This window comes from Seonamhaeicola sp. ABD4_340 (assembly GCF_056312135.1).
Genome location: NZ_CM149981.1, coordinates 1212403 through 1233687, shown reverse-complemented (window position 1 = coordinate 1233687; position 21285 = coordinate 1212403). Strand labels below are relative to the sequence as shown.

Annotated in this window: 19 protein-coding genes; 13 read left to right on the top strand and 6 right to left on the bottom strand. The window is 31.9% G+C overall.

Features of this window, described 5'->3' with window-relative positions; translation table 11 throughout:
* Nucleotides 1-41 precede the first annotated feature (41 nt).
* On the top strand, nt 42-1397 hold the full coding sequence (locus ACYX4H_RS05415) for an undecaprenyl-phosphate glucose phosphotransferase (protein ID WP_476238205.1): 1356 nt from the start codon (nt 42-44) through the stop codon (nt 1395-1397).
* Nucleotide 1398: 1 nt separating this feature from the next.
* Nucleotides 1399-2181 (top strand): glycosyltransferase family 2 protein, encoded by a 783-nt coding sequence (locus ACYX4H_RS05410; protein WP_476238204.1) that lies wholly within the window; start codon nt 1399-1401, stop codon nt 2179-2181.
* Here the strand turns inward: ACYX4H_RS05410 and ACYX4H_RS05405 are convergent.
* Nucleotides 2162-3472 (bottom strand): phenylacetate--CoA ligase family protein, encoded by a 1311-nt coding sequence (locus tag ACYX4H_RS05405; RefSeq protein ID WP_476238203.1) that lies wholly within the window; start codon nt 3470-3472, stop codon nt 2162-2164. The genes ACYX4H_RS05410 and ACYX4H_RS05405 overlap by 20 nt on opposite strands.
* Nucleotides 3473-3556: 84 nt before the next feature.
* On the opposite strand from ACYX4H_RS05405, the gene purD reads away from it, so the two are divergent.
* Nucleotides 3557-4831: a phosphoribosylamine--glycine ligase gene (gene purD, locus ACYX4H_RS05400; protein ID WP_476238202.1), complete on the top strand. Its 1275-nt coding sequence runs from the start codon at nt 3557-3559 to the stop codon at nt 4829-4831.
* On the opposite strand, the gene ACYX4H_RS05395 is transcribed toward purD, so the two are convergent.
* Nucleotides 4826-5053, bottom strand: a complete 228-nt coding sequence (locus ACYX4H_RS05395; RefSeq protein WP_475295066.1) for a DUF6341 family protein — start codon at nt 5051-5053, stop codon at nt 4826-4828. The two genes, purD and ACYX4H_RS05395, sit on opposite strands and share 6 nt — an antisense overlap.
* 71 nt (nt 5054-5124) lie before the next feature.
* On the opposite strand from ACYX4H_RS05395, the gene ACYX4H_RS05390 reads away from it, so the two are divergent.
* Complete coding sequence (locus tag ACYX4H_RS05390; RefSeq protein WP_476238201.1) at nt 5125-6066, top strand: DUF6427 family protein; 942 nt, start codon at nt 5125-5127, stop codon at nt 6064-6066.
* On the opposite strand, the gene upp is transcribed toward ACYX4H_RS05390, so the two are convergent.
* The gene (gene upp, locus ACYX4H_RS05385; RefSeq protein WP_476238200.1) at nt 6037-6696 is read right to left on the bottom strand and encodes a uracil phosphoribosyltransferase; all 660 of its coding nucleotides are present in this window, start codon (nt 6694-6696) and stop codon (nt 6037-6039) included. The two genes, ACYX4H_RS05390 and upp, sit on opposite strands and share 30 nt — an antisense overlap.
* Nucleotides 6697-6765: 69 nt before the next feature.
* On the opposite strand from upp, the gene ACYX4H_RS05380 reads away from it, so the two are divergent.
* Both ACYX4H_RS05380 and ACYX4H_RS05375 read left to right on the top strand, forming a co-directional pair.
* Entirely contained in the window at nt 6766-7371 is a 606-nt protein-coding gene (locus ACYX4H_RS05380) for a DUF4254 domain-containing protein (RefSeq protein ID WP_476238199.1), read from the top strand.
* Between the two features lie 42 nt (nt 7372-7413).
* A complete protein-coding gene (locus tag ACYX4H_RS05375; protein ID WP_476238198.1) occupies nt 7414-8433 on the top strand; it encodes a glycosyltransferase family 9 protein in 1020 nt (339 codons plus the stop codon).
* A gap of 157 nt (nt 8434-8590) precedes the next feature.
* Here the strand turns inward: ACYX4H_RS05375 and ACYX4H_RS05370 are convergent, their stop codons facing one another.
* The 3 genes from ACYX4H_RS05370 to ACYX4H_RS05360 form a co-directional block, all read right to left on the bottom strand.
* The gene (locus ACYX4H_RS05370) at nt 8591-10132 is read right to left on the bottom strand and encodes a RagB/SusD family nutrient uptake outer membrane protein (protein WP_476238197.1); all 1542 of its coding nucleotides are present in this window, start codon (nt 10130-10132) and stop codon (nt 8591-8593) included.
* A gap of 18 nt (nt 10133-10150) precedes the next feature.
* A complete protein-coding gene (locus ACYX4H_RS05365) occupies nt 10151-13240 on the bottom strand; it encodes a SusC/RagA family TonB-linked outer membrane protein (RefSeq protein ID WP_476238196.1) in 3090 nt (1029 codons plus the stop codon).
* Between the two features lie 586 nt (nt 13241-13826).
* A complete protein-coding gene (locus ACYX4H_RS05360) occupies nt 13827-14882 on the bottom strand; it encodes a 2Fe-2S iron-sulfur cluster-binding protein (protein WP_475295075.1) in 1056 nt (351 codons plus the stop codon).
* Nucleotides 14883-14999: 117 nt separating this feature from the next.
* Between ACYX4H_RS05360 and ACYX4H_RS05355 the strand changes: the two genes are divergently transcribed.
* The 7 genes from ACYX4H_RS05355 (at nt 15000) to ACYX4H_RS05325 (ending at nt 21266) form a co-directional block, all read left to right on the top strand.
* Nucleotides 15000-15407, top strand: a complete 408-nt coding sequence (locus ACYX4H_RS05355; RefSeq protein WP_475295076.1) for a DUF2059 domain-containing protein — start codon at nt 15000-15002, stop codon at nt 15405-15407.
* A gap of 3 nt (nt 15408-15410) precedes the next feature.
* On the top strand, nt 15411-16892 hold the full coding sequence (locus tag ACYX4H_RS05350) for a DUF5687 family protein (RefSeq protein ID WP_475295077.1): 1482 nt from the start codon (nt 15411-15413) through the stop codon (nt 16890-16892).
* Between the two features lie 12 nt (nt 16893-16904).
* On the top strand, nt 16905-17600 hold the full coding sequence (locus tag ACYX4H_RS05345) for an ABC transporter ATP-binding protein (RefSeq protein WP_476238194.1): 696 nt from the start codon (nt 16905-16907) through the stop codon (nt 17598-17600).
* A 144-nt stretch (nt 17601-17744) separates the two neighbouring features.
* Nucleotides 17745-20273 carry a type IX secretion system periplasmic lipoprotein PorW/SprE gene (gene porW / locus ACYX4H_RS05340; protein ID WP_476238192.1) on the top strand — a complete coding sequence of 843 codons (2529 nt, stop codon included), beginning with the start codon at nt 17745-17747 and terminating at the stop codon, nt 20271-20273.
* A gap of 10 nt (nt 20274-20283) precedes the next feature.
* A complete protein-coding gene (locus ACYX4H_RS05335) occupies nt 20284-20691 on the top strand; it encodes a bactofilin family protein (RefSeq protein WP_475295080.1) in 408 nt (135 codons plus the stop codon).
* On the top strand, nt 20654-20893 hold the full coding sequence (locus ACYX4H_RS05330) for an AtpZ/AtpI family protein (protein WP_475295081.1): 240 nt from the start codon (nt 20654-20656) through the stop codon (nt 20891-20893). The genes ACYX4H_RS05335 and ACYX4H_RS05330 overlap by 38 nt, the downstream gene beginning before the upstream one ends.
* Nucleotides 20886-21266 (top strand): DUF6168 family protein, encoded by a 381-nt coding sequence (locus ACYX4H_RS05325; protein WP_476238190.1) that lies wholly within the window; start codon nt 20886-20888, stop codon nt 21264-21266. The genes ACYX4H_RS05330 and ACYX4H_RS05325 overlap by 8 nt, the downstream gene beginning before the upstream one ends.
* Nucleotides 21267-21285: the final 19 nt, after the last annotated feature.

The following is a 21285-nucleotide window of genomic DNA, read 5'->3' as shown; positions in this document are numbered from 1 at the left end:
TTAATTAAAGTTTTTAACTGGTTTATTCAATCATAAAAAATTTGAACGAATTTAAAAAAAGCAGGTTCTCAGGGTTAATAAAACCATTCACATATATAATAGACTTATCTATTATAAATGGTGCAGTATACCTGTTTCAAATAAACCTTAATAATACATTTCCTTTTCATATATATATATCATTATTATGGCTTGTACTATCCTTTTATAATAAGTTTTATGAGGTACACAGGTACACCAGAGTTATACAGGTAATAACACTTTTATTAAGACAAATTATTTTATTTGCTGTTATTCTTTATGGATATATAGGTTTTTTTAAACAACCACACTTAAGCAGGCTTAATCTTGGTAACTATGTTCTAACAACTTTTGGTTTATTAACATTTGTTAAGTTTTTGGTTTTTTACGTATTAAATAGATACAGAAGCGCGTTTGGAGGTAACCTTAGAAATATTATTATTATAGGAGATAACGAAAAAACAAGACAATTAATAAATACATTTAAAAATCGTTTAGATTTTGGATATAAATTTAAAGCACAGTTTAATGTAAAAGAAACTAGTTTCTCGCTTCAAGACTGTTTTAATTTTGTTATTGAAAACGATATTCATGAAATCTATTTTTCAGTTGCAGAGTTATCTAACAAACAAATAAATCAGCTCATTGATTTTGCAGATAATAACCTAAGAGAATTAAAATTCATACCAGATAACAAAGATATTTTCTCTAAAAAGCTGAAGTATGAATATTACGATTATATTCCTGTTTTATCTCTAAGAAGCATTCCTCTAGAAGAACCAGTAAACAAATTTGCAAAACGCTTTTTTGATATTGTTTTTGCATCAGCGGTAATTGTGTTTATTTTATCATGGTTAACACCCATTTTGGCCATTATTATAAGGCTAGAATCTAAAGGCCCCATATTTTTTAAACAAACCCGAAACGGATTTAACTATAAAGAATTCGATTGCTACAAGTTTAGGTCAATGACTCCTAACAAAGATGCAAACTCACAACAAGCCACTAAAGGCGATTTAAGAATAACAAAAGTTGGGGCCTTTATAAGAAAAACCAGTATAGATGAGCTGCCACAATTCTTTAACGTATTGTTTGGCGACATGTCTGTTGTTGGTCCAAGACCTCATATGGTAAGTCATACCAATAAATATGCCCGTAGTGTAGATAAATTCATGGTAAGGCATTTTGTAAAACCAGGTATTACGGGTTTAGCACAAACAAGTGGCTATAGGGGCGAAATTGAAACAGATAAAGATATTATTAATAGAGTTAAATATGATATTTTTTACGTTGAAAACTGGTCAATTCTACTTGATTTAAAAGTAATTATACAAACGTTTTTAAACGCGGTAAAAGGCGAAGAAAAGGCATACTAACATGAGTACTTTTAAAGTTTCTGTAATAACTCCAACTTATAACGTGCAGGCGTTTATTGAAGAAGCTATTACAAGCGTTTTAAAACAAACCTATACTAATTGGGAACTTATTTTAATAGATGATGCCTCAAAAGATAATACGGTTGAAATTATTAATCAGTTTATTAAATCTAATCCACAGATTTCTTTACTTCAGAGTTTAAAAAATAGCGGCGCAGCTATTTCTAGGAATAAAGGTATTGAAGCCGCTAAAGGCCATTTAATTGCTTTTTTAGATGCCGATGATGTATGGCTACCCAACAAGCTTGAAAAACAAGTTGAATTTATGCAAAAAAATAATTGCGCCGTTTGTTTTTCAAGTTACAATCTAATAAACGAAGCCGGAAAACCGCTAAACAAACAAATTAAAGCGCTACCAAGGGTTAGCTACCAAAAGCTTTTAAAAAGCAATTATATTGGTAATTTAACAGGTGTTTATAATGTTAAAACTCTAGGAAAAATAACCTCTAAAAACTTACGTAAACGTCAAGATTGGTTATTGTGGTTGGCTGCTGTGAAAAAGAGTGGTAAACCAGCTTTAGGTATTCAAGAACCTTTGGCGGTTTACAGAGTTAGAGAAACTTCTATTTCATCAAATAAACTAAACTTGGTAAAATATAATTATTGGGTTTATAAAAAAGGCTTGGAGTTATCAGTAGTAAAATCGGTGTATTATTTAATAGTCTTTTTATTTGAACACTTTTTTGTAAAGTCTAAACAAAAAATCACTTTACCAAAGAAGTAAATTGCTTTAATTTACCCGCTTTAGTTCTTTTTAGGGTTTCTCTTTGTTCAAAAATAATTTTTAAACCAGATTCTAAATATTTTTCTATGGCATCATTAATAGCCTTTATTTTACTTTGAGAAAGTTTTTCTGTGCTAGAATAAATAATTTTGAAGGTATCTATTTTTAGTTGCTCAATTACAAACGCTTTTACGTTGTTATTATCTTCAATAACAGTTTTGGTAACGTAATAAAAAGTTAAGCCAGTAGCTTTTTTTCCGCTAGGCAAAATGGCAAAATCATTAGTTCTTCCTAATACATTTTTAAGAATAGGTTTTTTTAAAGTGCTTTTTTCTGATAGAACGCCATAATCACCAAGTTCATAACGAATAAACGGGTGTGCCTTGTTGTAAAGAGCCGTTACAACTATTTTACCTTCTTTTCCGTAAGGTAATGGTTTGTTTTTTTCATCTAAAATTTCAACAAACACATCTTCAGTATTCACAACCCATTCACCTTGTTTGTTGTTAAAAGCAATCAAACCTAATTCGGCGCAGCCATATTCGTTTACCACCGGAATTCCTAATTGTGTTTCTAACAGGTTTTTATTGTCTTCAAAAAGCATTTCGGCAGTTACAATACAAACATTTAAAGATGGACAAGCATTTTTTAAAATAATATCTTTTTTCTGAAGAAATTTAGCAAACTGTACAATAGCACTGGTGTAGCCGTTTATGTAGTTGAATTTTGTATTGCTGAATTTTTTTAGAACTGTTTCTAGAGCTTCATCACTCATATCAAATACCGAAAACCGAAATCTGTTCCCTAAAAAATCTTTAAAACGCTCTTTATAATACTCCGTTTTGTTAAGTGGAATACCATAAAACCTAGCTTGTTTTGAGGTGTTTAAATTAATATTGAACCAAGCATATCTATCCATAAAATTAGCCCAAGTAAGGGCATGACAAAATTTGTCTTTGGCAAAAATAAGCGGTTTACCCGATGAACCAGATGTTTTATGAATATGAATATTTTTCATATCAAAATTTACAGAAAGTCTTTTCAATAAAGGCTGTTGTAAATCCCTTTTAGTGGTAACAGGTACAGAATTCCAATCATTAATGTCTATATTTTTTCCGAATTCTTGGTAAAAAGCATTGTATTTTAAATGATAAGAAATTATTTCTCTTTTTTTACTTTCAACATGTTCAAAATACTTTTTTTCATCAATATTTTGAATATCAATGAAGTATTCTTTAGCTTTTTCCAAAGGAAAGCCTTTAAGTTTTAAAGAAACATCAAATAAATTCACAAGCTTATAAATATTTGTAAAGTAAATAAAAAATATTCGTGTTTTAGAGGCATTAATTCTATTTTTGCGCAAACTTAATTAACTATGAATATTCTAATTTTAGGTTCAGGCGGAAGAGAACATACTTTTGCTTGGAAAATAGCTCAAAGTCCGTTATGTAAAGATTTATATGTTGCCCCAGGAAACTCTGGTACAGCACAAGTTGCCACCAATGTAAATATTGGTGTTACAGATTTTGAAGCCATTAAAAACCTAGCCTTAGATAAACAAATAAACATGGTTGTTGTTGGGCCAGAAGATCCTTTGGTACAAGGTGTTCATGATTTTTTCTTGAATGATAGCGCTTTAAAGCACATACCAGTTATTGGTCCGCAAAAAGCAGCAGCAGAGCTTGAAGGTAGTAAAGAGTTTGCCAAAGAGTTTATGATGCGTCATAATATTCCAACTGCAGCTTATGAGAGTTTCACAAAAGAAACCGTTGAAAAAGGTTATGCTTTTTTAGAAACCTTAAAACCACCATACGTGCTAAAAGCCGATGGTTTAGCAGCTGGTAAAGGTGTTGTTATTTTAAATGATTTGGAAGAAGCTAAGGCCGAATTAAAAAGCATGCTAGTTGATGCCAAATTTGGTAATGCAAGTACCAAAGTGGTTATTGAAGAGTTTTTAGATGGTATTGAATTAAGTTGTTTTGTTTTAACCGATGGCGAACATTATAAAATTTTGCCTACGGCGAAAGATTATAAGCGCATTGGCGAAGGAGACACAGGTTTAAACACAGGTGGCATGGGAGCCGTTTCTCCAGTGCCATTTGCTACTGATGAGTTTTTAAATAAAATTGAAGAACGCATAGTAAAACCAACTATTGAAGGCTTTAAAAAAGATAAATTACCATATGTAGGTTTTGTGTTTATTGGACTTATTAAGGTTGAAAATGACGACCCAAAAGTTATTGAGTACAATGTACGTATGGGCGATCCGGAAACCGAAGTGGTTTTCCCAAGAATGAAAAATGACTTGGTTGAAGTACTACAAGCTATGGCTAGCGGTACTTTAAACACTGTTGATATTGAAATTGATGAGCGTGCAGCTACAACCATTATGGTAGTTTCAGGTGGGTATCCTGAAGCTTATGAAAAAGGAAAAGAAATAATAGGTATTGATACTATTGAGGAATCTATACCATTTCACGCTGGCGCGCAATTAAAAGACGGTAAAATTGTAACCTCGGGTGGTAGAGTAATTTCTATTACATCTTATGGTAAAACATACCAAGAGGCCATAAAAAAATCTTACCAAAGTATAGATAAACTAAACTTTGATAAGATGTATTTTAGAAAGGATATTGGTTTCGACTTATAAAAATGAGTGCGAAGAAATACTTTTATCCTCTTCGTTATTATCATTAAATATTTTAAGTTGTTTAATCCAGTAAACAATGGCTACCATACAAATAATCATAAAAATCCATGATATTGTATTGGCTGCCCACCAGTTTTCTAGTTCTAATTCTTTTAAAGCATCAAAAGGCACAAAAAGAACGTCAACAAATAAATCTCTAATAGCGTAAAAGAAATCTTTCATGAGTATGTTTTAAAGTTTTCTAACCGTTTTATAGTTAGTATATTTACAAAGCAAAAATACAAAAACAGTTAATGATTACAAGTATTTTTAGTAAATCTAAATCAATAAATTTCTTTATTGTTTTTTTTGTAACGCTTTTAGCCTTTTTTTCTGCAAGGTTTGGTGTTGCAAACACACCCATTTCAACATGGTATATTTTTAAGCAATTGGGCTTGTTATTGGTTATATTTTTATCAATTTTTATGCTAAGTTTTATAGTTGGTAAAAACAGTTTAACCAAGCTTAGTAATTATGATATATTACTTTTTAGTCTGTTTTTACTACTTATTCCAAACACAACTTTAAACGTAAATATTGTATTTTCTAATTTTTTTGTTCTTTTATCGCTTAGACGTATTATGAGTTTACGCTCAGAAAAAAATGAAAAACAAAAACTCTTTGATGCTGCTGTTTGGATAGCCATAGCCTCATTATTTTATTTTTGGGCCATAATATTTTTTGTTCTTATTTTGGCAACACTTGCATTATATGCAAACAAAAATATTAGGCATTGGGTAATACCTTTTGTAGCTGTTTCTACAGTTTTTACGGTAGCTGTTGGCGCATCAATAGTTTTGTATAATTCTTTTTTTAGTGTAGTAAATATTAATTGGCAAGTTAGTTATAATTTTAACCCTTACAACGCGGCACATTTTATAATTGCAATAACCGTTTTATTGTCGTTTGGTTTGTGGTCTTCGTTATTTTATTTACAAAATATTAAAAAGAAAAAGAAAGCACACAGAGCGTTGTTTAAAGTGGTTATAATAGCTTATGTTATAGCCTTTTTAATTGTGTTTTTAGCGCCCAACAAAACAGGAAGTGAGTTTTTATTTATGTTTGCGCCGCTAACTATAATTATTACCAATTATTTAGAAACCGTTAAAGAAAAATGGTTTAAAGAGTTGTTTTTAGGCATTTTAATAGTAGTGCCTTTGGTGTTATTAGCGTTGCAGTTTTTCGCCAAAAGCTAAATCGCCAGCATCACCTAAACCCGGTAAAATATAGCCTTTATCATTCAATGTATCATCAACCGTGGCAATCCATAAATGAGCGTTATCATCAAAATTATCATTTACAAAATCAACCCCTATTTTAGATCCAATTACACTTACTAAGTGAATTTGCTCTGGGGTTCCAAAAGGTTTCAAGGCTTCAAAAGTTGCAACCATAGATTGCCCTGTGGCTAACATAGGGTCTGCCAAAATAAGCGTTTTACCTTCTAAATTAGGACAAGCCAAATATTCAACTACAATTTCAAAACTTTCAGGATTTTCTTTATGATGCCTATAGGCAGAAATAAAAGCATTTTCAGCATCATCAAAATAATTTAATAAACCGTTATGTAACGGTACTCCGGCTCTTAAAATTGAACAAACAACAACATTATTGGTAGTTAAATTAACAGTGCTTTTGCCTAAAGGCGTTTCAACAATTTTAGGCTTGTAGTTAAAAGTTTTGCTTAATTCATAACCTAAAATTTCACCAATACGTTCAATATTTCTTCTAAAACGCATGCGGTCATTTTGTATGTTTTTATCTCTAATTTCTGCAATAAAAGTGTTTAATATAGAGTTTTCTTTTGAAATGTTATGAAGCTGCATAAACCCGTGTATTGTTTAGTAAGTAAAGTTATTAAATTAAAGTATATTTGCGCATTAAATTAATACATTATGTTTACAGATTTAGCCAATAAAATTTTTCAAGAAGTTATTGAAGAATATCATAAAATTGATACCGTAGATCAGCCATTTAAAAACAAGTATGGTAAAGATAATTTACTAGAGCATTTATTGTACAGAAAATGTTGGATTGATACAGTACAATGGCATTATGAAGATATAATTAGAGACCCACAAATAGATCCTGTTGCTGCATTAAAATTGAAAAGACAAATTGATGCATCAAACCAAGATAGAACAGATATGGTGGAGTATATTGATAGTTATTTTTTAGAAAAATATAGCCATGTAACACCAAAAGATAATGCAACAATAAATACTGAAAGTCCTGCTTGGGGTGTAGATAGGTTGTCTATTTTAGCTTTGAAAATTTATCATATGAATGAAGAAGCAACACGCACCAATGCTACAGACGAACATAGAGCAGCTTGCCAAAAAAAGTTAGACGTTTTGCTAGAACAACGCATAGATTTATCAACGGCTATAGATACGCTTTTAAGCGATATTGAAAAGGGCGATAAGTACATGAAAGTGTATAAACAAATGAAAATGTATAATGACGATGAGCTGAACCCTGTTTTACGCTCTCAAAAATAGAGTTGTTGTACTAAAGGTTATTCAGCCGTCTCATAAACTAAAATGCCAAATCCTAAACACATATTAGTTGTTCGTCTTTCAGCTATGGGCGATGTTGCTATGACAGTGCCGGTTTTAAGAGCATTAACACAAACATATCCCGAGCTTAAAATTACTGTTTTAACTCGGGGTTTTTTTACACCTTTTTTTAGAGATTTAAAACAGGTTGAAGTGCTTTCGGCTGATTTGAAGAATAGGCATAAGGGCATTCTAGGGCTTTATAAACTTTCAAAAGAAATTAAAGCACTGCAAATTGATGCTGTGGCCGATTTGCATAATGTTTTACGCAGTAACATTCTGAAATTTTTTTTAATAGGAAAACCATTTAAGCAAATTAATAAAGGTCGCCCCGAAAAAAAGGCATTAACTACAGGTAAAATTTTTCAACCCTTAAAAACAACACACCAGCGGTATACCGATGTGTTTGAAACTTTAGGTTTTACAATAGACTTAAGTAATCCTAATTTTCCTGAAAAACCCATTTTAAACAAAAACTGCAAAGCACTTTTAGGCGCTTTTAAACAAAAACAAATAGGTGTTGCGCCATTTGCAGCACATGAAGGTAAAATGTATCCGTTAACTTTAATGGAAGAAGTTATAAAAGCGCTGGCAAAAGATTATAAAGTGTATTTGTTTGGTGGTGGAAAAAAAGAGATTGATGCTTTAAATACCATGGCAAATGGTTTAGATAACATTGTAAATTTGGCTGGTAAATTAACCCTAAATGAGGAGTTAGATGTTATTTCAAATTTAGATGTTATGCTTTCAATGGATTCTGGCAACGCGCACATTGCTGCTATGTTGGGTGTTAAAGTGGTAACAATTTGGGGTGTAACCCATCCGTACGCAGGTTTTGCACCGTTTAACCAACCAGAGGATTATGCGTTAATCCCTGATAGAAATAAATACCCTAAAATACCAACATCAATTTACGGCAATAAATTTCCTGAGGGTTATGTAAAAGCAGCAGCTAGTATTTCAACTAACCAAATTATTGAAAAAACTAAAAGTTTATTACAATAGTTAAAAAAAGACTAATATCCTTAAAAGGTTTATTTTTTTAGGTAATATTTTCTAAAGAGATTGTTTTTAAAAGAAAGAAGTTTTTTTAAGTTATTTATATAAAAAAGGGCAAGAGTAATTACTCTTGCCCTTTTTAATTTTAACTAAAATATTTTAATTATTCTCCTAAATTAGGATTTAATACTACATCACCAGATGGTATTGGAGTCCACCAAGTTGATTTGTCTGAAGGGTCTCCTATCAATGGTACTTCTCTAGAGTCTCTGTTTGCAGTAACTTCTGCAACCATTTCTAATCGTACAAGGTCTAACCATCTATTTCCACCAACTTCACCTAAAAATTCGTATGCGCGTTCGTTTACAATAGCGTCAACTAATTTTTCAGTAGTGTTTAATTCTACAGCAGTATAATCAACTGCAGGGTCTGCAGTCATCCAAAAACCTGCTGGTAACGCTTCTACTTCGGCTTGTTTTGTTGATCCCATAGCATAAGCTCTACGTTTTACCATGTTTAATTTATCAATAGCTTCATCAGGATCATTAGTGTTAGCACAAGCTTCAGCATACATTAATAAAACTTCAGCGTAGCGCATTGCAATTCTATCATTTGAGGTTTGCCAAGCATGTTCAAAAACATGATTAACAGGATCGGTTGAGTTCGGTGCATTTGTACCCCAAGTATATTTAGTTACAATTGGGTTTCCAAATGTGGTGTAAAAAGGGTTGCCATCTGTTGCAGTAGAGAATTCTTTTCTATATCCTTCTGGGAAATTATTAAAATAAGTCCATTCCATGTACATATCCATCCAGTTTGCCCATCTAAAGCCGTAAACTCTATTTTGAGTAATAATAGGCCAGCTTTCAAACCCCATAATATGTGCATGAATAACTTCTTTATTAATTTGATGTGGATCTTGGAAATTTTTAGCAAAATCATCCATTAAAGAATAAACACCATCTGTTATTATTTTGTTAGTTAGGTCTTTAACTTGAACCCATTTATCAGTTTCATTGTAAGGGTATCCTGTTAATTGCATATATGTTTTTGCTAAAAATGCTCTTGCAGCAGTTTTAGTTACTCTACCATTATTAACAGATGGGTCTGTGTCTCTAGGATTATTAGCCCATTGGATTGCATATTCAAAATCACTAATAACTTGCTCCATAACGTCTCTTTTAGGAGTTTTTGTCATTTCAAAGTCAGGATCTGGACTTAGTGGCATTGGTATATCTCCAAAAGTAGTTGCTAACCTAAAGTAGCATAAACCTCTTAAAAAATAGGCATTAGCATGTGCAGCATTTACAACGGCTTCATCAACACCTTCAGGGTGAGCATTTGCTATAAAAGAGTTTGCCGCATAAATAGTGCTATAATTTCCATTCCAATCATTAGTAGACCAAGCGTTACCTTCTGTTCTTGCAAATTGGTCTGCTTCTAGTACTACCCATTTGTTACTCCCTAATCTAGAGGTTAAATCATCTGCACCACAGTAATGTGAGTAGTTGTCTAAACCCCAAATATTTCTACGTAATGTACCATAGATACCTAAAAGACCAGCATCTAGAGTGTTTTCATCAGAATAAAAGGTTCCTGAAGACTGTAATCCTTCAGACCCTTCATCTAAACTTTCACAGCTACAAACTACTAGGGATAGGGTAGCTATAAAAAGAATTTTACTTGTTAAAATAAATCGTTTCATATTCAATTAATTTTTTATTTAAAATGTTACTTTAAGACCTGCAGACACTGTTCTTGTTAATGGATAAGAGAATGCATCTACACCTGCTTGAGAGTCACTGTTTGCTGGCGTACTTGAGCCTTCAGGGTCTAATCCGGAGTAATCTGTAATAGTTAACACATTATCCATACTAGCATATAATCTAAAGTTAGATATTTTTAAAGCGTCTGTAATAGACTGTGGTAAACTATACCCTAAAGTTAAGTTACTTATTTTAAAGAATGACGCTTTTTCAACATATTGACTTACAACATAGTTAAGAGAATAATCTGTGCCGTAAGGCATTACTTGTTGTGTTGAACTTGTATTAGTTAGAGACCATCTATCTCTATAACCTGTACTTAAAATGCCGTAATTTAATCTATTATCTGTCCAGTTATAAACTTCATTTCCTACAGAACCAATACCTTGTATTGATAAATCCCAATTTTTATAGGCTACACTAGTTCCTATTCCATAAGTGAAATCTGGTTGTGTTTGACCAATAATTTGTCTATCAGCTGCAGAAATATCACCACTACCATCAAGATCTTCATATTTAACTTCACCTGGGCCAGAGTTAAACGCTGCAGCCTCGGCAGCTTCATCTGCTTGCCAAATACCTATAGCTTTTAAACCGTATAGGGCGCCAAGAGATTCTCCTTTTCTTACAACAAACTTTTTATTGCCACCAACTAAACTCCAAATACCAAGAGGTTGTTCATCTTCAACAAAAATTTCTTCTAAATCACCACCTAAATCTTGTACAATATTTTTGTTTCTAGAAAAGTTAGCATAGGCTGTCCAATTGAAATCTTCAGTGCTCTTAATTTTCCAATTTAAACCTATTTCTACACCATTATTATCAATATTTGCAAAGTTGTCTTGAACACCTGTTAAACCAGTGTATCTGGCAACAGATTGCTGAATAATTACTCCTGTTGTTTGTTTAGAGTATACATCTACAGTACCAGATAATTTGCTGCCTAAAATACTAAAATCTAAACCAGCATTGTAAGATGTGGTAGTTTCCCATTGGGTGTCTAAACTAGTTAATGTAACGTCTGGCACCACACCTTGAACGGGAACACCACCATCTAGAGGATACCAACCAAAGTTTCTTGCTGTAGGGTCTCCTGCAAACGTTGCTTGAGTTTGGCCGTAACCAATAGCTGTATTACCAGTTTCACCATAACCAAGCCTAAGCTTTAAGTTATCAATCCACTCTGAGTCTTTAATAAAATCTTCTTCTGAAACTCTCCAAGCAAATGCTGCAGATGGGAAATATCCCCATTTGTAATCATCTTGAAATCTTGAAGAACCATCTGCTCTTATAGCAGCAGTTAATAAATATTTATCTTTAAAGCTGTAGTTAACACGACCCATATAAGAGCGTATTTTACCTTGACCGTAATTAGATAATGTAGAAGAGGGTTGGCCATTTTGTAATAAATACCACTCATTACCTAAAGAATTAAGATCTCCAACAGCAGATGTTAAGTTACGATTAATAGATTTAGTAAATTCGTATACAGCATCTGCCTTAAGGCTATGATTTCCAAAATCATTTTCATAAGTAAGTCTACTATTCACTAACCAGCTATTGTTTCTCCCATAATTTTGTTGCGCAGTAACGTTAGATCTTGTAATATCAATAAAGTCTTCAAGGGTTCTTTGACCAGAGTAAGAACTAGTTAAACTTCCTGCACCTCCTAAAACAAGGGTAAGTTTATCTGTTAAGTTAATATCTATGTCAATATTAGATAAAATTCTATCACTTAGGGATTCTTGATTTTGGCGAACGTCCATTTCTGGGTTTGGTAATCTACCAACTAAGAAGGCGCCGTTATAACTATTGTTTGTTGTACCGTCTATGAAGTTACCATCATCATCTCTAGATGCCCACATTTGAGGGTAAATAACGGCATTACCTATTATGTTTCCAGTACCAGCTGTTCCCTGTCCATTACCTTGAGAATCTGTATGCACACCATAGGTGTTAAATTTAAAGCTAATTTTATCACTTATTTTACCAGCTATGTTAGAACGTAAAGATGTTCTTTTGTAAAATGAGTTTTTAATAACACCATCTTCATCTAAGTGGTTGGCAGAAAAGAAATATTTAAGGTTATCATTACCACCAGTTACGTTTAATGTATGGTTGTGTCTAAAACCACTTTGAGTAACCAAATCTTGCCAATCTGTACCTCCTACAATTCTTAAAGCATCTATTTCATTTTGCGTAAAGAAAGGGGACTCATTTAATGATGCTCTTTGTTCATTCATTAATTCAGCTTGCTCATGAGCTTCCAAAATATCATATTTATTAATCATATTACTAAAACCAATGTTGCTCTCAAATGAAACAGTTAGTTTCCCTGATTTTGGAGCGTTGGTTGTAATCAGTACTACCCCATTAGCACCTCTTGACCCATAAATTGCTGTAGCCGAAGCATCTTTTAAGAAGTTGATAGATGCAATATCATTTGGGTTGATAGTAGAAATATCTGCACCAATAAACCCATCAATTACATATAATGGTGTATTTGAGTAGTTAATAGAACTACCACCACGAATTCTAATTTTTAAACCTTGACCAGGAGCACCAGTAGTCTGCTGTATATTAACACCGGTAACTTTACCTTGTAGACCAGCACCAATTTTTGTAATAGGTGCTTTTAATAATTCTTTTGATGAAATAAGACCAACAGATCCTGTTAAATCACTTTTTTTAGCGGTACCATAACCAACAACTACAACTTCATCAAGTTGAGCAGCATCTTCGGCTAATGTAATTTTAATAGATGTTTTATTGCCTACAGTTACATTTTGTGTAATGTAGCCTAAAAATGATACCACAAGCACATCAGTAGATGAAGCGCTGAGGCTAAAATTACCATCAAAATCTGTTACGGTGCCTTTGGTGGTACCTTTAATTATTACATTGGCTCCAGGTATACCAACTCCAGCTTCATCAATAACGGTTCCTTGAACTGTTTGTTGGGCTGAAATTTCCTGAAAGCTCATAAGGGCTAGTACAAGTCCACAGAACAGACTAATCCTAAATAGCTTAGTTAATTGTTTTTTCATAATTATTTTAGTTTAAGTTGAATTAGTTATACACACAAACAACCATAAGAACGGTAGTGTGTATTTTTTTAAAGTATTGGTAATACTTAATATGTGGTAAAAATTTCAAACACTTAAGTGTTTGTTAAAGGTAAAACGCTATTAACTAGGTTTTCTTTTTGTGGTTTTGGCTTACTTTTAAAAGCGCAATTAATTTCAGTGTCATAATAGTTTAGTTTAAGTTTTTGTTTAAAATTTAATAATACACTTAAAAGATTGTGTAATTACAAATAATATTAACGTAAATATAAGAATGTAGTTTTAATAAATGGTTTTTTTTGTGAATTTAATTTATTAAAATATAATTTACTTTTTATTTAAAAGCAAATCACTACATAGGGTTCAAATTTGAAACGGGTTTCTTCTTTGAAATTGTAAAATATAAATATATTTATGAAATCTGTTCCTAATAAAAAAATACAATCACTAAACTAGAGTATAGAATACACTAAAACATAAACTATATTACCCTAATATTATACTATTTTAACATTAAAGTGTTTTTTTTTGAAAGATAAATAAGGAGGCTATATTGTTTCTTTTGAATTTACACATCATCATAATCAACTACAATAGAAGTTGAGGTTGGATGTGCTTGACAGGTTAAAATTAAACCTTCGGCAACTTCGTTTTCTGTTAAAATATTGTTTTGGCGCATGGTAGCTTCGCCATCTTTTATTCTGGCTAAACAGCTACTGCAAATACCACCTTGGCAAGAGTAAGGTGCATCTAAATCATTATCTAAGGCAGCTTCTAAAATGGTTTGTTTTTGAGGCATTTCAAAAGTAGATTCTTCATCATCAACAATAACTGTTATTTTGGTGTTTCCGTTAGAAACAACTTCTTCACTTTTGGTTTCGGGTTTTGCAGCTTTAAATAATTCAAAATGAATTTTATTAGTATCTATACCATTTTCTGTTAATACATCTTTAACAGTGTTTATCATAGCTTCGGGTCCACACAGGTAAAAGGCATCAACAACTACATCTTTATGTTTGTTTTTAATAATGTAGTTAACGGTGCTTTTTTCTATTCTACCAAAAAGGGCATTGTCTTCATCTTTTTGGCTAAATAGAAATTGTATAGAAAAACGGTCTTTATATTTGTGTTGAAGTTCTAACAATTCATTTAAAAACATGGTGTCTTGCGTGGTTTTATTGCCATAAACCAAAATAACTTTACTATTAACTTCTTCTTGTAAAGCACATTTAATTATACTTAAAATAGGTGTAATACCGCTGCCTGCTGCAAAAAGGGCTATGTTTTTAGTTTTTTTATCGTTGGGTTCAAAAATAAAACGTCCGTTTGGTGGTGCAACTTCAAGCGTGTCACCAGCTTGCAATTTGTTGTTTGCGAAGGCAGAAAAGGTGCCATCTTTCACTTCTTTTACAGCAACTTTTAATTCGTTACTATTTGGTGCAACACATAAAGAATAATCACGTCTTACTTCTTTGCCATTAATTGTAGTTTTTAAAGTAATATATTGGCCTGCTTTAAAAGCAAAAGTATCTTTTAAATTTTCAGGAAGATTAAAACTAATACTAACAGCATTAGCGGTTTCTTTAATTATGTTTTTTATGCTTAGTGAATGAAATGATGACATGCGTAAAATTTTTGTACAAAAATAACTAAGTAGATTTGTAAATAACAGTTAAACTTGTAACAATTACTAAAAAACACTTACTAACCATACGTAACTAACACTTTAACACATAATATTATGAAAAAATCTATTTTTATTTGCTTGTTTTTTTTAGCACTATCAGTTCAGGTTAATGCGCAAGACGCTGCTACTTTTAAAAACGAAACTATAGAATTTATAAAACTAACAGGTGCCGGTGCAGCGTTTGAAAACGCTATTAGCCAAATAGGTGTAATGGTTAGTGATGATAAAAAGGCCGATTATACCAAAGAAGCTACTGCAACATTAGGAGGCTTGTATGAAAAATTAGCCAATTTATACATGGAAGAGTTTACTAAAGAGGAAATACAAGAACTTACTGCTTTTTATAAAACCAACTTAGGTAAAAAACTTGCCGAAAAGCAATTGGGTTTAACTCAAAAAGCTATGTTGGTTGGCCAATCATGGGGAATGGATTTACAGGCTATTGCACAAAAATATAATTAAGCTATGATAAAACATTTTTTAAACCTAGAGTGGAAGGCGTTTTTTAGGTCGGCTACTTTGGGTAAAAGCATTGCTGTAAAAATATTAATGGGCTTTTTCCTGCTATATTTTGCAATTATATTTTCGTTTGCTGGTTTTTTTATGATTAAAATTCTTGGTAAAACACACCCTAATGTAAGTCCGTTTGTAGCATTTAATAGTTTTATATTTTTCTGGATTTTAGCCGATTTATTATTTAGGTTCTTTTTCCAAAAGCTACCAGTAATGAGTGTAAAACCGTTGCTAACATTGCCAATAAAACGCAGTAGTATTGTAAACTATGTTTTAAAAAAATCAGTAGTTTCATTTGCTAATTTTTTACCATTATTAACCATAATTCCTTTTGGTATAACGTTAATAATTAATGGAAATGAAAGTGTACAAACTGTAATTATTTGGTGGTTAGTGCTTATACTTGTTATTTTAATAAACAATTTTTTAAATTTTATTTTAGAAAGTTTATCGGCACAAACCGAACTGTCTTTTTTACCAATAATATTATTAACAGGTGTGCTTTTTGGCCTAAACCATTTTAATATTATTAATTTATCTAGCTTGCTGTCATCGGCAGTTATGGGTATTGCTCATAACCCGCTTTACTTAATTACGCCCATTGTAATTTTAGGCGTTGTGTATGGTTTCAACTTTAATATTTTACACAAAAAATTGTTTTTAGATAGCGGCTTAAAAGAAAAAGTAAAAGAAGTTAATGCAGCTAATTTAGAATGGACTAAAAATTTTGGTGACATAGCGCCTTTTCTTCAATTAGATTTAAAAATGATTTTGCGTAATAAACGCACAAAATCATCTGTTTGGATTTTGGTTATGGGCTTGTTGTATGGCTTGTTTTTTTATCCGCAACCAGTATATCAAAACGCCACTTGGTTTTTTATGCTTATAGGTGTGTTTTCAACAGGTATATTTTTAATAAGCTTTGGGCAGTTTATTCCTGCCTGGGATAGCGGTTATTACAAGCTGTTAATGAGCCAAAATATAAAATATGAACAATACCTAAAATCTAAATTCACTTTAATGGCTTTTAGTGTTGTGGCACTTTTTGTACTAGGCATACCTTATGTTTACTTTGGTTATAAGGTGTTAATAGCACATTTTGTGGCCGCTATTTATAACATTGGCGTTAATACGCATGTAATAATGTGGGGCGGTTCTTTTAACAGAAAAAAAATAAACTTAGATCAAAAAGCAGCATTTAATTATCAAGGTACAGGTGCAGTACAATGGCTAATTGGCATACCATTATTGCTTTTGCCATTGGGCTTATTTGCACTTATTTATTTTTTAATAAATTTTGAAGTTGCTTGCACTGTTATTGGTGTTTTGGGAGTAATTGGTATTGTACTACACCAAAAATTAATGAAACTTATTACAAAAAAATATACAGCATCAAAATACCAAATGATAGCTGCTTTTAATCAAGAAAGTTAATACAAACTAACTATGATAACAACATCAAACCTTTCAAAAAAATATAATAATAAACAGGTTTTAAATATTGAAACTTTAGAAATACCAAAAGGCCAAAGTTTTGGGCTAGTAGGTAATAATGGTGCCGGTAAAACCACCTGTTTTAGTCTGTTGTTAGATTTAATTCAACCAACAACAGGGCATATTATTAATAACAACATTCAAGTTGATAAAAGTGAAGATTGGAAACCATTTACATCGGCATTTATTGATGAAAGCTTCTTAATTGGCTATTTAACACCCGAAGAGTATTTTTATTTTATTGGTGAATTACGAGGGCAAAATAAAGCCGATGTTGATGCGTTGGTGGCCCAGTACGAAGATTTTTTTCACGGTGAAATTTTAGGGCAAAAAAAATATTTAAGAGATTTAAGTAAAGGAAACCAAAAAAAAGCAGGCATAGTGGCTGCCTTAATTGGTAACCCAGAAGTTATTATTTTAGATGAACCTTTTGCAAACCTAGATCCTACAACGCAAATACGCTTAAAAGGCATCGTTAAAAATTTAGCTGAAACTAAAGGCGTAACCGTGTTAATTTCTAGTCATGATTTACTTCACGTAACCGATGTTTGCGAGCGTATTGTAGTATTAGAAAAAGGTGCAATTGTAAAGGATATAAAAACAAGTGAAGCCACCTTAAAAGAGCTAGAAGCGCACTTTGCAGGCTAGAACTTTGGTATAATTTATAGGTTTATTAGAAAAGATGTTTATTTTTACGTCTATCATATAATAATAGCTATGTAAATTAGTTATGTATTTAGACTAAAATAACCAACGGTGAACACATCTTATAAAGTTACATCTGTCTTTTTTTTGGCAACATTTTTAATAGTGAGTTGCTCCAGAAAAAAAGACAAATTTATTAGCAGAAACTTTCATGCTGTAACAGCAGAGTTTAACGCGCTTTATAATGGATACAATGCTTTAGAGCAAGGTAGAAATAGTTTAAATCAAGGGTATTTTGATGATTATTGGAGTGTACTACCCATTGAGCGTATGCAAGTTTCTGATGAGGTTATTCTGCCAGGGCAATCTAAAAATCAAGACTTTACAAGAGCCGAAGAAAAGGCAGTAAAAGCCATACAAAAACACAGTATGAATATTGAGGGTAAAGAAAAAAATCCTCAAATGGATGAAGCCTATTTACTTTTAGGTAAAGCACGTTATTTTGATCAGCGTTTTATACCAGCCATAGAAGCTTTTAATTATATACTTTACAAATACCCGGCTAGTGATAAAATAAATCAAGCCAAAGTTTGGAGAGAAAAAACAAACATTAGGCTAGATAATAACGAACTTGCAATAACAAACCTTAAACGCCTTTTATATCAGCAAGAATTAGAAGGGCAAGATTTAGCAGATGCCACATCAATGTTGGCACAAGCCTACATTAACACAAAATCTGTTGATAGCGCTATTACACAACTAGAAATTGCCGCAAAGGCCACAAAAAGTAATGATGAGCGTGGGCGCTACAGGTTTATACAAGGCCAATTATACAATCAGTTAGGTCATAAAGACAGTGCAAACATAGCTTTTAATAAAGTTATTGAGCTTAACCGAAAAACACCCAGAATTTATATGATTTCGGCGCACTTAGAAAAAGTAAAAAACTTTAATGCCGAAACCGATAATAAATTTGAAACCTTAGAATTACTTTCAGATTTAGAAAAAAATAGAGAAAACCGCCCATTTCTAGATAAAATATATCACCAAATAGGCGCATTTCATTTACAACATCAATCAGATTCTATTGCATCAAAATACTTTAATAAGTCTTTACAAGAAAAATCAAAAGACAACATATTAAACGCCAGAAATTATCAAATTTTAGGCGATATGCATTTTGAAAAATCTTTATATAGAGATGCTGGTTTGTATTATGATAGCACCATGGCTAATTTGGTTTTAAACTCAAAACCATACCGCGTAATAAAACGTAAAAGAGATAATTTAGATGATGTTATTCACTATGAAGCCATTGCCCAAGTGAATGATAGTATTTTACACTTGGTTAAATTACCCGAAGCCGAAAAAACAGCCTATTTTGAAGCTTACATTGAAACATTAAAACAACAAGCCGAAGCCGAAAAAGAAGCGCTTAAAAAACAGGAAGCCTTACAACGCAATAGCGGTTTAATTACATCAAATAATAGTATTCGTACAAGTGGCGCTGGTGGTTTGCCTGGGCAAGCAGCTGTATTTTATTTTTACAATCCAACAACGGTAGCTTTTGGTAAAAACGAGTTTGTAAAAATTTGGGGCAATAGAGCTTTAGGTGATAATTGGCGTTGGTCTAAAAAAAGTAGCACTGGAGGCGCTGTAAATACTGCTGTTGGTAATGATGCTTTGGAAGCAAATAATGAGGAGCGTTACAAACCAGAGTTTTATATAGCTCAAATACCTTCGGAAGCTAAAGAAATTGATAGCATTTCAAAAGAACGCAATTATGCTTACTACCAACTGGGTTTAATTTACAAGGAAAAATTTAAAGAGTTTGAACTCGCAAAAAGTAAGTTTCAAAATTTATTACAAAGCAACCCTGAAGAACGTTTGGTGCTTCCTTCAAAATATAATTTATATAAAATTTATGAAGCGTTAGGTGAAAATGATGAAGCCAAAATTGCTAAAAACGATATTACTACAAATTACCCAGAGTCTAGGTATGCTACTATTTTAAATAACCCCGATTTACTATCGGGAAAAGATGAAAATAGTCCAGAAAGTTTATATGAAAATTTGTATGAAAAACATCAAAACCAAGAATACGCAACCGTTATTTCAAAAGCTAAAGAATATATTAATTTGTATGATGGTGAAGCTATAGTGCCAAAATTTGAGCTTTTAAAAGCAACCGCTTTAGGTAGGCTTAACGGTTATGAGGCTTACAAAAAAGCTATAAATTACATAGCAGTTACATATGCCAACACGCCCGAAGGTTTACATGCACAAGACATAGAAAACAAAGTATTACCCAAAATGGCAAGTAACGAGTTTGTTGATGAAACTGCAGACTTATCTGGGCATTACAAGGTGGTTTTTAAGTTTGAAGACAGCACCCCACAAACTTTGCAAATATTTCAAAAAACATTAAATGAGGTGCTTAAAAACATAAAATATTATACTTTAACATCGTCAATTGATGTTTACAATACAAATACAACTTTTGTAGTGGTTCATGGTTTAAAAAACGGGCAAGTTGCAAAAACTTTTAACCAGTTGTTAACTAAAGAAGATGCTAAAAAAATTAAAGAGCCTTATATTGCAATGGCATCAGCAAATTATCAAATAATACAAATTCATAAAAACTTAAATGCTTATTTAAGCGTATATAATAACTAAATGTAGTTTTATGTTTTCAGAAAATAAAAAAAACAAAATGGTAGAAAGTTCATCGAGTCAGAATATTATTGCTCAAGGCACAAAAATTGTTGGAGATTTAACCAGTGAAGGAGATTTTAGAATTGATGGCCTTATTGAAGGTAATGTTAAAACCACCGGTAAAATAGTGGTTGGTAAAGCTGGTTTTATTAAAGGTACATTACAAGGAACAGATGCTTATTTTGAAGGTAAGTTTTCTGGAAAATTAGCCTTGTCTGGTACTTTAACATTAAAATCTACAGCACATATTGAAGGCGAAGTTATAGCAGGTAAACTTGCCGTTGAACCTGGTGCAACATTTAATGTAACATGTGCTATGAAAGGTGCTGTTAAAGAAATGAATGGAGGACAAAAATCGAAAACCGAAAAAACAGCTTAATGTTTATTTAAGGTTTACCACAATGGCCATTCAAATGGGCTTAACAATTTATTTAGGCTCAAAATTAGGCGCGTGGCTAGATGTTAAATTTGAAAACAATAACGCACTGTACACAAAAATTACTACACTAGTGGCCGTTTTTTTTGCCATGGTATCTGTAATAATACAAGTAACCAACATATCAAATAAAAATAATGATTAAGCGTATAGCATTTTTTGCTACAGCCATAGTAGTGCTTTTTATTGTATTTTACTTTTTACATAATTATGTTTTAAATACCAATGAAATGGCATTGGTGTTTTCATTATTTAACGTGTATTTATATTATGCAGTATCTGCAATTTTAGTATATACTATTGTTGAAATTGTATCAGCAAAACTACCAAACCAAGCAGGATATGCATTTTTAGCTTCAATATTTTTAAAAATAGGCTTTTTTGTACTTATTTTTCAATCTACAATTTTTACTGATGTCTCTTTAACTAAACCCGAAAGATTTTCATTAGTAATTCCGTTGTTTCTTTTTTTAATTGCTGAAACTGTTGCTATTTCTAAACTATTAAATAACAAATAGATTCAGAAAAAATTAACCA

Excerpts from the sequence above, each read along its gene's own strand:
- ACYX4H_RS05325 (WP_476238190.1), top strand. The coding sequence starts at position 20,886 with ATGATTAAGCGTATAGCATTTTTTGCTACAGCCATAGTAGTGCTTTTT.
- ACYX4H_RS05375 (WP_476238198.1), top strand. The coding sequence starts at position 7,414 with ATGCCAAATCCTAAACACATATTAGTTGTTCGTCTTTCAGCTATGGGC.
- ACYX4H_RS05370 (WP_476238197.1), bottom strand. The coding sequence starts at position 10,132 with ATGAAACGATTTATTTTAACAAGTAAAATTCTTTTTATAGCTACCCTA.
- ACYX4H_RS05395 (WP_475295066.1), bottom strand. The coding sequence starts at position 5,053 with ATGAAAGATTTCTTTTACGCTATTAGAGATTTATTTGTTGACGTTCTT.
- ACYX4H_RS05350 (WP_475295077.1), top strand. The coding sequence starts at position 15,411 with ATGATAAAACATTTTTTAAACCTAGAGTGGAAGGCGTTTTTTAGGTCG.
- ACYX4H_RS05410 (WP_476238204.1), top strand. The coding sequence starts at position 1,399 with ATGAGTACTTTTAAAGTTTCTGTAATAACTCCAACTTATAACGTGCAG.
- ACYX4H_RS05335 (WP_475295080.1), top strand. The coding sequence starts at position 20,284 with ATGTTTTCAGAAAATAAAAAAAACAAAATGGTAGAAAGTTCATCGAGT.
- ACYX4H_RS05390 (WP_476238201.1), top strand. The coding sequence starts at position 5,125 with ATGATTACAAGTATTTTTAGTAAATCTAAATCAATAAATTTCTTTATT.
- ACYX4H_RS05360 (WP_475295075.1), bottom strand. The coding sequence starts at position 14,882 with ATGTCATCATTTCATTCACTAAGCATAAAAAACATAATTAAAGAAACC.
- ACYX4H_RS05365 (WP_476238196.1), bottom strand. The coding sequence starts at position 13,240 with ATGAAAAAACAATTAACTAAGCTATTTAGGATTAGTCTGTTCTGTGGA.
- purD (WP_476238202.1), top strand. The coding sequence starts at position 3,557 with ATGAATATTCTAATTTTAGGTTCAGGCGGAAGAGAACATACTTTTGCT.
- ACYX4H_RS05355 (WP_475295076.1), top strand. The coding sequence starts at position 15,000 with ATGAAAAAATCTATTTTTATTTGCTTGTTTTTTTTAGCACTATCAGTT.
- ACYX4H_RS05380 (WP_476238199.1), top strand. The coding sequence starts at position 6,766 with ATGTTTACAGATTTAGCCAATAAAATTTTTCAAGAAGTTATTGAAGAA.
- ACYX4H_RS05345 (WP_476238194.1), top strand. The coding sequence starts at position 16,905 with ATGATAACAACATCAAACCTTTCAAAAAAATATAATAATAAACAGGTT.
- upp (WP_476238200.1), bottom strand. The coding sequence starts at position 6,696 with ATGCAGCTTCATAACATTTCAAAAGAAAACTCTATATTAAACACTTTT.
- ACYX4H_RS05330 (WP_475295081.1), top strand. The coding sequence starts at position 20,654 with ATGGAGGACAAAAATCGAAAACCGAAAAAACAGCTTAATGTTTATTTA.